Origin of the sequence: Photobacterium angustum (assembly GCF_002954615.1) — a bacterium.
Taxonomy (GTDB): Bacteria; Pseudomonadota; Gammaproteobacteria; order Enterobacterales; family Vibrionaceae; genus Photobacterium; species Photobacterium angustum_A.
Genome location: NZ_MSCJ01000001.1, coordinates 821,956 through 834,534, shown reverse-complemented (window position 1 = coordinate 834,534; position 12,579 = coordinate 821,956). Strand labels below are relative to the sequence as shown.

The following is a 12,579-nucleotide window of genomic DNA, read 5'->3' as shown; positions in this document are numbered from 1 at the left end:
TTAACTGCTCTGTCATTACAGAGTTAAGGAGAGAAATGTGGATATCATAACTACACCACAAACATATAATAAAGGTGAGTTAACTCAGTTACTTGATATTGCACGTAATGCTATTCAAGACCATTTTTCCGATCGTCCAATAAATGCACCTCGCCTTAATCATTACACTCGAAAGATGCAACAACATGCGGCGTGTTTTGTTACTTTAGAAGTGAATAATGTACTACAAGGCTCAATGGGAACAACTATTGCTTCGCGCCCATTAGTCATTGAAGTACACAATAAAGCAGTGGCTAGTGCATACGAAGATCGTCGCTTTATGCCTCTTTCTGAAGAGCAACTGGATGAATTAACAATCGAAGTCGAAGTGTTATCGTCACTTGAAACGCTGGTTATTCACTCTCATCAGGCCTTGGTAGAGCACTTACAAATACCTAATAATCGCCAAGGTATTGTATTAATTGATCGCTACACGCAATCAATAATGCTGCCAAGTGCGTGGAGAAAAGGCATCACACCGGACCATTTTATTCAGCAATTAAAGCAAAAAGCGGGGTGGTCACCTACCTATTGGTCACCCAATATGATTGTTAAAACCTTTACAACTAGCGCACTGAAAGAAAAATACGCCAAAATTCGTAGTAAATATTTCTAACCGTCAAAGCAAGCAACAGTCAATACTGTTGCTTGCTCATTCAAACCTTTCCGGCACTTTTGTCATAACATTTGATTCATATTGTTTAATTATCAATCAATCCCATTATGAGTAAATATACCTTTCACCTTTTTCTATTGTACTATTTCGCCATCAATCCATACGGTATACTTTTGAAGATTTGAGGATGCAGGCTTATCGTCGGCGCTAAATGCGTTCCTTTCCAATCTAATAACATTATCGCAAGTACATTTCGGTGCTCACCTGAAACTAAATCTATATCACCCGTTACTGATGGGATCATTCCATACTGGGTATTTATTGCTTTCTGAATAACATTGCGGGTTTTATCTACTACCGGATCTGTATCTAACCCAGCCAATAAAAAATTAATCCCAACTTCTGCAATAACATCCTCTTTTGTTTCAGCAATAATCTTATCTATATTTTTACGATAGTAATCAAAAATCCATTGGTAATCTTTTTCATGGATCGGTAATTGATAATATTTCGATGCTGCAAAAATAATATGCGTTAACCCATAAATTTTATTACTGTATTGCTGAGAAGATAATTGACTGTCATGACTATCAGGGTAAGTTTCACGAAAAGCGATAATAAAATCATTCACCACATCTTGTTCACCTAGTTGTCTTAACCAATAGACTTGATTTGCAAGTTGTGCTGCCCATGCTTGGATCATTTCCGGATCAGTAACATATTTTTTAAAATCATAACGGCGAAGAACCTGTCTTAGTTGCGTATCATTTTGATGTTTTAGACCATATTCATCGGCACGCGCCATTGAACCAAGCAACCCAACGCCTAAATATATATATTCAGGCATCGTTTTAGTCGCTTTATATCGACGTTGGCTACGCTCTTTAGGTGATGTTTTATAATTCTCTAATCGCGTTAAACTGTATTGCTGTACTTGTTCAGGTGTCACAACTTCTGTCGAATAACGATTTAAGTTACTCACTACACGCGCCATATCCATCCATATCGCTGCTGCGTATTTAGGATCTAATGACTGTCGATACATACGTAAGCCATAATGCCCCGCAGTATAAGCAGGAAATGTATATAACTGAGGCTCAAAGGTTTGGCGGATCTGATTAGCGCTTTGTTGATATGTCGGATTAAGCTGTAAACTATTTGCCGCAACAGACCAACAAAATAAAAGACAGAAAAACCAATAGCGGCTAAGTACCAAACGCATAATGACTACTCCCCGAAAAATAACGAGCATGAAGAGTAACATTAGGTATTACTATCTCTGTTAACTTTTACCTATGAGTAATTGTTATAATATAAATATGCCAACGTGATCACATCGTCATTTAGTCCGCAATATTAATATCAACCCACACCATTCGATGATCTGATCCTGCAGAAGGCTTTTCTCTACCTTTACAATCTAAAATAAGTTCACGTAATGAATCATGTTTATCCGGCCAAAAAACTCCTGTTTTTATCACATCTAAATTTCTTGACGGCAACACGTAATCTAACCGTAATCCTGCTAAATGTGTCCACTCATTTTTACGTCCACTACGCTTTTGCCAAGGATAATAATGTCTTGCACCTTCACTTTTAGGCGTCTGCTTACCACTACTAACCCTTGTATTTATTTTATCGAGTTTCAGTAGGTGTTTAATCGCACCTTTCAATCCGTCGCCATCATCTATATCAGCATTTAAATCCCCCATTACAATAAAGGCATCATCAGGTTTTAATCCACCAACTTGATCATTATCATCAACTAAATAGGATTCATCATTAATGATGTCGATTAATAACTGGATTTCATCATGATTACGTTTTGCATTTCGACGTTCGTTACCGTCAAACACTGGAGGGGTTGGATGACAGCACAGTAAATTAATTTCTTTATCTTCAACGACAATAGGCACAACAACATGATTTTTAGAAGATAAACGTAATATATGCTGAGCTTCTTTTGAATAATAATCGACAGGCATCAAGTTATTCGGCATATCCTTCCAAAGGAAATGCTGCCATGTTCGAATATTCTCTTGCTGCAGTGGGTATTTAGATAAAATAACAAAGCCAAAATGACCATGAAATTCACCGTAACCTTGGGCATCTTCTGGTAACGTGCAGACACCATCGCCATTTAGATCTATTTCGGTTAATAGGCCAGTATTGGATGACGGACAATAACGATAAGGGTAATCGATCACCGATTGTTGATATTGAGAATGAGATAAATAATGCTGACAGAAATTATCAAGGCTGCCGTCATCCCCCCCATTACCAGGGTGATCAAATTCACACAGTAATAAGACATCAGCATTAGCATGTTGAATAATAGCTGCGAGTCGCTGAAATCTTTTATTAGTCAAACTCGATGTCTGCTGCAAAATACGCCCTTGTTCTGACTCAGACATCGCGACATTAAACATGGCTACACGTAAAGATTGTTTTTTTTCTAAAACGGTTGGTAAAAACTCTGCCACACGTTATCTCGTTATCAATAATTGAAAACGGCATTGTAAACATCACACCCATGTTTACAAATACAAACCACGTAACTTAATTTTTCTAAATATAAAACATTAATTAAGATGACTTAACCAACGTATCTATTGCTAACCGAATTTGTTTTGCATCATATCCAGCTTGATGCCTCATTGACCCTAAATTATCTAAAGCCAATTTAAAATGTACCTGACCAAGTCCCTTTTGATGTTTTAACCAGTGGCTTACCTCTGTAAGCACAAAAGATGGTCGCATATGTGCAGCATGGTACAAACGTCCAAGCCAGAATAGATCCCATTCACTGTCACATAAAACCAATTCATATTGACCTAACGTTGTATTTAAATGTTGGCAAACATCCATTACTTGCATACCTGTCTCTTCAATCATTGACCGAGATATCTTATGGATGTTGTGTTGAACATCTTTATCCCAGTGAGACCAGTTATCAGATGCAGATAACGGATTAATTAACATGCTGTTGTTTGTTCCATCTGGTAAAGAATACCCAACCTCAATCGGATAAGAATGTTCAGATAAACCTGAAGCCTCAAAATCAAGTATTGCCCACATTACACACTCCCTGTCTTTATACCTATGCTGTTAATCATCAACTTCCCTGCCATGACAACAACGACTCAACAAAATATTTAATCAGTTACTCATTACTTTTTAACTTTAGACTGTCACTCTTAACACAACAAAACTTTCACCGATAAAGATTACTTTTAAGACACTCCATATATAAGTAATAAGAAACTTACCTTAATACTTCATTAATCAAATACCGCGTATCGCTGCATTTGCGCATGATTTAAAGATATAATCACTAGCACTGTATTCTTACCTAAAAATGACCATGATTACTTCTCCCACTCCTCTGATTGGTTTTGCGGGCTTTAGTGGCTCAGGAAAAACAACGTTATTAGAAAAGGTAATCCCGTTACTCAAACAACGTGGTATTCGATTAGGTTTAATAAAACATAGTCATCATGACATTGAACCCGATGTACCTGGCAAGGACTCTTATCGATTACGTCATGCGGGTTGCGGGCAAACCTTACTAGCAACAAAATCACGCCACATGCTTTATTTTGAATATCCAGAAGATGAGCGTAAAGACCCTGAGCTCAATGACTGTTTAGAACAACTCGATCACAGCAAACTCGATCTTGTGTTAATAGAGGGATTTAGAGAGCAGGCTTTTCCTAAAATAGAAATTCATCGTCCGTCTTACAATAAACCCTTATTGTATCCTAACGATCCTTATATTATCGCATTTGCTACTGACGCAGACACTCAACTGTGTCCGCTACCCCGGTTAGATATCAATGATCCTGAGTCTATTGCACAATTTATTCTTACTTGGTTAGTAGAGAATGGTCAGTAGAAAGATGATGAGTATAGATAAAGCCCGTTTTTGTCCACAATGTGGAAAATCAAGCCTAGCCCGTTTAACCGATAAGCAATTTACTTGTAACGCCTGTGATTTTACATATTTTCACAACCCAGCGGCGGCTGTTATGGTTGCACTGTCATATGAAGATGAGTTGCTAGTAGCAATAAGAGGTAGAAACCCAGGATTAGGATTATGGGATTTGCCAGGCGGATTTGTTGATCATAATGAATCATTAGAGCAAGCAGTAATACGAGAAATACAGGAAGAACTCAACTTAACGCTGACTGATTTTACATACCAAGGCTCATTCAGTAACACGTATTGCTACAAAAATATTGAATATAAAACCTGTGATAGTTTTTTTAGTCATCAATTATTAGATAAACCGATATTAACCGCACAGGATGATGTTGCTGAAATTCTGTGGGTAAAAAAACAAGATATCAAACTAGAGAACTTTGCTTTTCCCTCAACGCAACGCGCTGTTGAGTTATGGTTAAATAATCAATAAGTTATAAAATAAGAAGTATCAATGTCTATTGATACTTCTTATTTATGCGTTACAAAATATTATTGATCATACGAGTCTGGTTCTCGGGAAAATATCATGACCCCTAACTGACCGTTGACTTGATATGAAAGCGCTAATTTACCGGCGAAATAAGTAAATTGACTCACCCCACCTAACTGCTCTAAATATCGTTGTTGTTGCTCTGCGGCTAAAGGGTTATTGCACTGTTTTTCAGTCACTGAAGTATGCTGTTTTAATACATTAATAAAGCCCGGACGCGGCTCTGACTTTACGGTAACCGTATAATTATTACAGGCGACTGAACCAGTAAAATGTCCATTAATATAACGCAATCGAATATCGTTCTCGGCACTTACCGGATCGCCATAGCGCCAGCTTTCTAGTCTCCATTCAGTATTAGATAAAATATCTGGCGTTAAACGAACAATTTTTCGTGTATTTGGCTCTTCAATTAATTGATTATTACTATCTAAATGCCAAACATGCTGAACTACATCACCAGGACAACAAGCTGAATCTTTTTTACTCGGCTGAATAACATCTAGAATAATTTTCTGATTCACTATTTTAAGATCTTTAACTCGAAAACGATCGCCGACAAATTGCGTCGCAATATTTTTTAAATGACCACTTTCTTTATCAACAACAGCTATATACAAATATTGCCCTGTTCCGCCTGGTGAATAATTTAATAAAACCACGGCCATTTTTTTATTACTGTCCGTCAGTGAGCCCACAGCTTTGATATCATCCAGAAGTATGACTTGTGGCATGACTGAGCCACCAGGTTGATACGGTTCACCTGCCCATAAACCATGCTGTAATTTAATCGGCGTGCCTATATCTTCTATACCACTGTAGCGGGCTTCTTTTAAATCATGAAAACTGTAGGTTGCGAGTGGTGCCAGTATGGTGTCATTAATAGCAGTAAGATTATCTAAGCGAGAGTCATAAGTTAACACTAAGCAACGTTGAACATCAGGTTGATTTAAGCAACCTGTCCTTGATTCTAACCAGTTTTTCTGTGTTTCTTTTATCACAGAAGCTTCGCTTACCAACGACTGAGTTAACACCTGCTGATACATCTCTGACATCTGCTTGTGTAACAGTACTAGTTTAGGGTTTTTACAAATCAACTTATCAATATTGGAGGTTACGGAATGGCAGTATGAGCCATCATTATTTGCAGCCATCAGCGTTGTACTGAATGTCGCGATAGCTCCTACAAATAAGAGCACCAAACATCTCATCTTCATTCCTTTATTTTTCACTTACCGTTATCATATAAACAGTTACTGGAATAATTCGACCAGCGTTTTATTAATTAGTTCCCACACCCTATACGTTACTGAACAAGTAATTATGACAGGAACGGTTTATCGTCTAGCCAAACAATCCATTTATACGACTTTTATTAAAATAGAGAGATATGTATTCTCTTTATCTTCACTTTCACTTACTTTGTTCTACCAACAGCATCTATTTGTTATAGCAATAATTCATCATTTAATTAATCACCATCAATTGTATTACAAATAATTTTCGTTAGAATGTTGCCTCGTTTGCCTTGATGGCAGATCAAACAGGTTCTATATGCGTTCTTTAATTCAACTTTTTATTACATGCCTTTTTGTGATTAGCATGCCATGTTTAGCGGCAGCAAAAACTGTCACACCTCCTATTCAAACCTTTGAGCAACTTGCTCAGGTTCAACAGACGAAACAAGCAATACAAATTATTGATTGTCGAGACAGCAATTACTTCAACGGTTGGCCAAAGGGAGATGCTACCCGAGGTGGTCATATCCCTCATGCCGTCAATATTGATAGTCAATGGCTCACTCTTTTAACGCCGCCCCAACTATCAAGCTTACTTAAAAATCGTCAGCTATCTCCGAAAGTACCAACCGTACTGTATGGTGATAAAACCTCAACGACGGCAATGAGTGAAGCACTCAAGCAACAAGGTTTTAGCACTATATCTACAATTAATCAGCCCGTTACTGACTATGTAGGCAAACTTAAAACACTTAAAAACTTTAAACATTTAGTATCTGCACAATGGTTAGATCAGCTAATCAATCACCAGCAACCATTATATGCACCACAACACGGTTATAAAATTGTTGAAGTTGAATGGGGTCCACCGTCCACTTATTTGCTTTCACATATCCCCAGCTCGCTATACGTCAATACTAATGATATTGAAAGCAAGCCTTGGTGGAATAAAGTCAGTGATAATGATCTTAAAAAAGTCATTACTGATTTAGGTATTCGTTATAACACCACTGTTATTGTTTATGCTCGTAACAATATGTCAGCAGCACGCTTTGCTAACTTTCTAATGTATGCTGGCGTTGAAGATGTACGTCTACTCAATGGTGGCTGGAATGCGTGGGAAAACGCGCATTACCCTACCCAAGCTTTCATTAATGAAAACCACGACGATGTGAGTTTTGGTAAAACGATTCCAGTAAACCCTCAGTACCTGACGGATCTCCAGCAAGCAAAAACAATACTACAAGAATCCCAAAGTACCCATTCACTCGTGAGTATTCGTACTTGGCAAGAGTACATTGGAAAAACCAGTGGCTATGATTACATCAAGCCTAAAGGTCGTATCGAAGGGGCAAAATGGGGACACGCTGGTAGTGACTCTTACCATATGCAAGATTTTAATAACCCTGATGGCACAATGAAAAGTGGTTACCTCATCGCGAAACAATGGGCGAAGTGGAATATTAAGCCAAACCAACAAGTCGCCTTTTTCTGTGGTACTGGTTGGCGAGCATCTGAGGCATTTTTCTATGCTTATGTTATGGGATGGAAAGATATCAGTGTCTTTGATGGCGGGTGGTATCAATGGAGCGCAGATAAAAACAATCCTATCGCTGAAGGCGTGCCTAAATAACATTGTTAAAGCTCTGTCATAAAAAGTTCTGTCATAAAACGGTAACTCTTAGCTGCCGTTTACTTCTTCAAGCTTTAATGACCTTCACAAAGTTAAACTAATTTACTTAAAGAACAAGAAGCTAACATTCCTCTGACCAACAAATGACCATATCCTAACAGCCACTACGTTGAATGACATCTAACCACCTATTAACCTTGCACATCTTAAATAAAACTAAGTTGTGGAGGCCATATGTCAACGTTTACTATCGCTCCCGTATATTTAGTAAATAATAACGCAAAAAAAATGCGTTATGCGCAAGCCGAAATACCGGCGACCCAACCTCGGGTTAACCAAGAAAACTCAGAGAAAAAAATCTCTACCATTATGACTTTCAGTGGTTACGATAATCGTGGAGAAATACAGCCTAAAGCGCCAACTAAAGGCTGTACGATTAATATTAACGTTTAACACAAATCTCTGAACGCAAAGGGACTTGCTCAATCTGCGCCATAACCTTACTTGGGTTCGCCTGATACGCTTTACTTATCGAAGACACACCCAGCTTATGTTTCAGATAATTAGTGTAATCATTAAACTTATACTGGCTATAGGCTTTGGGGTACATACGACTACAACTGTTATACCACTCAACATAACGTTTAAAGAACAGTGTTGCTTGCTGTGCTGTCATCTGCGACATCATTACTGCCATATCTTTAGATAATTGGAAATGCTGATAATCAATTGGCGAATTCCAAAAACCACCCCAATATAAAAAGCCATTACGTGCAAAAATATCTACGACTGTTTCAGCCATCCCTTTTCTATCTGGTTTACCATAACGATAAATTTCACGATTAGCATATTTTGTCCCTTCTACGGGGCTATATTTTGCCTGACCTGCACGTGCAAAAGTCACAAATGGATTTTGCACCGGATTTAAATCAATCGCTGCACCATAAGCGTGAAGCGATAAACTACTCGTCCCTTCTACTGGGCGATAGTTAAAAGCAGATGTATTGTTATCTGTCATCGATGTAGTGTCATCACCACGATATTTTTCAATCGGAACCGCTTTATGAATTGGAAATCCTTGTTGATATAATTCATCGAAAATTTTACCCACATAAGGCGCTGTTGCATCCATTACAATAATTTGACCATTAGTGTGAACACGATTAGAAAAATCACGATATTTAAATGTCACTTTTTTCAAACGTTGGCACTGTACTGGTGCCGAGCTCGACATCACGCCAACTTTTGACATTGCCTGACATTCAGCTGTTGTTAGCGATGAAACAGTTGCAGCCAACACACTTCCACTAAAACAGCTAAAACTAATCACTAAACCTAGTGTAATAAATTGTTTATTCATCATCCCTTCTCATTAATCAGGCAAGAAAAAGACGCGTCATTGCGCGCCTTGTTTATAATAATGTTTTAGTTTAAAAACTAATTGGCTTACGACCAGTCGCTGTATCTGGTTTTACATCAGCAGCTTTGTTAGCCGCTTTTTTCGTAACAGAACGATTTCCTGCAATATTCGGTTTGCTAGTACTCTTTTTCTTATCAGCAGCTTTATTTGCTTTTTTTGACGCCGCTTTAGGAGATACTTTTGGTTTTTCCTCTGCAACACGCGTCATTTTTTCTTGTACTGGCTGGTCGCACAATACAACGTAAAACTCACCATTAAACTCAATCACATCACCGTCATATATCTTGCAACGTTTACGTAATTCAAGCTCACCGTTTACTGCAACATAACCTTCAGAGATGGCATATTTTGCTTCACCGCCACCACTGACTAAGTTAGCTATCTTTAACACTTTATATAATTCGATAGGTTGAGCTGAAACTTCAACACCAATTGCTTCAACTTCAATTTCTTCAGACATGTCGATAACTCAAATAAGAGAATAAAAAGGAATATATTTCTAATTCTACCCCACATTACAATATGAAGGAAAAAAATGAGCGAATAGAACAGTACTTCGTAAAAAGTTGATAAAAATCATTGATAGTAAAGATCTAAATGTTCACAAATTCTGAAAGAAAATAAAATAAAGGATAATAATCTCATCCCAAAAAACATGACAAAAATATAACTTTAGCAACTTACAATTCCTAAAAACCTGAACTAACCTTGTTTTTTGTAGCTTGATTTGCTGTGTAAATGGGCAACAAGCCTAACAGCTAGAGTAAAAAGCAAGCGAATAACGATTTTATTACGCATAGCTATGTTCTGGTTGATATAAGTAGTGCTATAATCCGCGACCTCACATGTGACCGTAATTGTTGATAGAGAAAAACAATGACAGATTTATCTAAATACAGAAACATTGGTATTTTCGCCCACGTTGATGCGGGTAAAACTACTACTACCGAGCGTATCCTTAAGCTAACTGGTCAAATCCATAAAACTGGTGAGGTTCACGATGGTGAATCTACTACTGACTTCATGGAACAGGAAGCTGAGCGCGGTATTACTATCCAGTCTGCAGCTGTAAGTTGTTTCTGGAAAGATCACCGTTTCAACGTTATCGATACTCCTGGACACGTTGACTTCACAGTTGAAGTTTACCGTTCTCTTAAAGTACTTGATGGTGGTATCGGTGTATTCTGTGGTTCTGGTGGTGTTGAGCCTCAGTCTGAAACAAACTGGCGTTACGCTAACGAATCTGAAGTTGCACGTATCATCTTCGTTAACAAACTAGACCGTATGGGCGCAGATTTCTTCCGCGTTACAGACCAAGTTAAAAATGTACTTGGCGCAACTCCACTAATCATGACACTTCCAATCGGTCGTGAAGATGATTTCGTTGGTGTTGTTGACGTTCTAAACCGTCAAGCATACGTTTGGGATGACACTGGTCTTCCAGAAAACTACGAAATTACAGACATCCCAGCTGACATGGTTGATGATGTTGAAGCTTACCGTGAAGAGCTTGTTGAAACTGCTGTTGAGCAAGATGACGACCTAATGGAAGCTTACATGGAAGGTGAAGAGCCTTCTATCGAAGACATCAAGCGTTGTATCCGTAAAGGTACTCGTACTTGTGATTTCTTCCCAACATTCTGTGGTTCTGCATTCAAAAACAAAGGTATGCAGCTTGTACTAGATGCTGTTGTTGATTACCTACCTTCTCCAACAGAAGTAGATCCACAGCCACTAACAGATCCAGAAACTGGTGAGCCAACTGGTGAAGTTGCAACAGTATCTGTTGACGAACCATTCAAAGCGCTAGCATTCAAAATCATGGATGACCGTTTTGGTGCCCTAACTTTCGTTCGTATTTACTCTGGTAAACTGAACAAAGGTGACACAGTTCTTAACAGTGCAACTGGTAAGACTGAGCGTATCGGCCGTATGGTTGAGATGCAAGCTAACGATCGTAACGAACTTACTTACGCGCAAGCTGGTGACATCATCGCTATCGTTGGTATGAAGAACGTTCAAACTGGTCACACTCTATGTGATGTTAAGCACGAGTGTACTCTTGAGCCAATGATCTTCCCAACACCAGTTATCTCAATCGCTGTATCTCCAAAAGATAAAGGCGGTTCTGAGAAAATGGGTATCGCGATCGGTAAGATGGTTGCAGAAGATCCATCATTCCAAGTTGAGACTGATGAAGATTCAGGTGAAACAATCCTTAAAGGTATGGGTGAACTTCACCTAGACATTAAGGTTGATATCCTTAAGCGTACATACGGTGTAGACCTAGTCGTTGGTCAACCTCAGGTTGCTTACCGTGAAACTATCACTAAGCCTGTTGAAGATAGCTACACGCATAAGAAACAGTCTGGTGGTTCTGGTCAGTTCGGTAAGATCGACTACATCATGAAACCAGGTGAAGTAGGTTCAGGCTTTACGTTCTCATCATCTGTAATCGGTGGTAACGTTCCTAAAGAATTCTGGCCTGCAATCGAGAAAGGCTTCAAAGGCATGATGGATACTGGTGTTCTTGCTGGTTTCCCTGTTCTTGATGTTGAAGTTGAGCTTGTTGATGGTGCATTCCACGCAGTCGATTCATCTGCTGTAGCATTTGAAATCGCAGCGAAAGGTGCATTCCGTCAATCTATGCCTAAAGCTGGCGCACAGCTTCTTGAGCCAATCATGCACGTTGACGTGTTCACTCCTGAAGATCACGTTGGTGATGTTATCGGTGACCTTAACCGTCGTCGTGGTATGATCAAAGACCAAATGGCTGGTACAACTGGCGTTCGTATCAAGGCTGATGTACCTCTTTCAGAAATGTTTGGTTACATCGGTTCTCTACGTACAATGACTTCTGGTCGTGGTCAGTTCTCTATGGAGTTCGCACACTACGCACCATGTCCTGCAAACGTTGCTGAAAAAGTAATCGCTGAGCAGAAAGAAAAGAACGCTAAGAAGTAATTTTTAATTACTCTAAGTAATCTTTTTAACCCCGAGGGCTTTGCTCTCGGGGTTATTTTTTTATCAAGTAAAAATCATTCCATATCACCATACCTCACCTCCTATCATTTCATCTTTTTAGTCTCACGTTGTTTACCTTGCACACACTTACCCAACGCTATTGATAACAATCACAATTACTGATGTATGAAAAA

Annotated in this window: 12 protein-coding genes; 6 read left to right on the top strand and 6 right to left on the bottom strand. The window is 38.7% G+C overall.

Annotation, left to right across the window (positions count from 1 at the left end; genetic code table 11):
* The first annotated feature begins 37 nt into the window (after positions 1-37).
* Positions 38-655 (top strand): AmmeMemoRadiSam system protein A, encoded by a 618-nt coding sequence (gene amrA / locus BTO08_RS03460; protein ID WP_105059908.1) that lies wholly within the window; start codon positions 38-40, stop codon positions 653-655.
* 142 nt (positions 656-797) lie between these two features.
* On the opposite strand, the gene BTO08_RS03455 is transcribed toward amrA, so the two are convergent.
* The 3 genes from BTO08_RS03455 to BTO08_RS03445 form a co-directional block, all read right to left on the bottom strand.
* Positions 798-1,877 (bottom strand): DUF3541 domain-containing protein, encoded by a 1,080-nt coding sequence (locus tag BTO08_RS03455; RefSeq protein WP_105059907.1) that lies wholly within the window; start codon positions 1,875-1,877, stop codon positions 798-800.
* Between the two features lie 121 nt (positions 1,878-1,998).
* Positions 1,999-3,138, bottom strand: a complete 1,140-nt coding sequence (locus tag BTO08_RS03450; protein ID WP_105059906.1) for an endonuclease/exonuclease/phosphatase family protein — start codon at positions 3,136-3,138, stop codon at positions 1,999-2,001.
* A gap of 103 nt (positions 3,139-3,241) precedes the next feature.
* Entirely contained in the window at positions 3,242-3,733 is a 492-nt protein-coding gene (locus BTO08_RS03445; protein WP_105059905.1) for a hypothetical protein, read from the bottom strand.
* Between the two features lie 286 nt (positions 3,734-4,019).
* Between BTO08_RS03445 and mobB the strand changes: the two genes are divergently transcribed.
* Positions 4,020-4,550 (top strand): molybdopterin-guanine dinucleotide biosynthesis protein B, encoded by a 531-nt coding sequence (gene mobB / locus BTO08_RS03440; RefSeq protein ID WP_105061303.1) that lies wholly within the window; start codon positions 4,020-4,022, stop codon positions 4,548-4,550.
* A 4-nt stretch (positions 4,551-4,554) separates the two neighbouring features.
* Positions 4,555-5,070: an NUDIX hydrolase gene (locus tag BTO08_RS03435; protein ID WP_105059904.1), complete on the top strand. Its 516-nt coding sequence runs from the start codon at positions 4,555-4,557 to the stop codon at positions 5,068-5,070.
* A gap of 59 nt (positions 5,071-5,129) precedes the next feature.
* On the opposite strand, the gene BTO08_RS03430 is transcribed toward BTO08_RS03435, so the two are convergent.
* On the bottom strand, positions 5,130-6,341 hold the full coding sequence (locus BTO08_RS03430; protein ID WP_105059903.1) for an META domain-containing protein: 1,212 nt from the start codon (positions 6,339-6,341) through the stop codon (positions 5,130-5,132).
* A 343-nt stretch (positions 6,342-6,684) separates the two neighbouring features.
* On the opposite strand from BTO08_RS03430, the gene BTO08_RS03425 reads away from it, so the two are divergent.
* Positions 6,685-8,001, top strand: a complete 1,317-nt coding sequence (locus BTO08_RS03425) for a rhodanese-like domain-containing protein (RefSeq protein ID WP_105059902.1) — start codon at positions 6,685-6,687, stop codon at positions 7,999-8,001.
* A 234-nt stretch (positions 8,002-8,235) separates the two neighbouring features.
* Positions 8,236-8,454 carry a hypothetical protein gene (locus tag BTO08_RS03420; RefSeq protein ID WP_105059901.1) on the top strand — a complete coding sequence of 73 codons (219 nt, stop codon included), beginning with the start codon at positions 8,236-8,238 and terminating at the stop codon, positions 8,452-8,454.
* Here the strand turns inward: BTO08_RS03420 and BTO08_RS03415 are convergent.
* Both BTO08_RS03415 and BTO08_RS03410 read right to left on the bottom strand, forming a co-directional pair.
* Positions 8,444-9,364 (bottom strand): M15 family metallopeptidase, encoded by a 921-nt coding sequence (locus BTO08_RS03415; protein WP_105059900.1) that lies wholly within the window; start codon positions 9,362-9,364, stop codon positions 8,444-8,446. The genes BTO08_RS03420 and BTO08_RS03415 overlap by 11 nt on opposite strands.
* A gap of 67 nt (positions 9,365-9,431) precedes the next feature.
* Positions 9,432-9,881: an RNA-binding S4 domain-containing protein gene (locus BTO08_RS03410; RefSeq protein ID WP_105059899.1), complete on the bottom strand. Its 450-nt coding sequence runs from the start codon at positions 9,879-9,881 to the stop codon at positions 9,432-9,434.
* A 416-nt stretch (positions 9,882-10,297) separates the two neighbouring features.
* On the opposite strand from BTO08_RS03410, the gene fusA reads away from it, so the two are divergent.
* Positions 10,298-12,385, top strand: a complete 2,088-nt coding sequence (gene fusA / locus BTO08_RS03405; protein WP_105059898.1) for an elongation factor G — start codon at positions 10,298-10,300, stop codon at positions 12,383-12,385.
* Positions 12,386-12,579 lie beyond the last annotated feature (194 nt).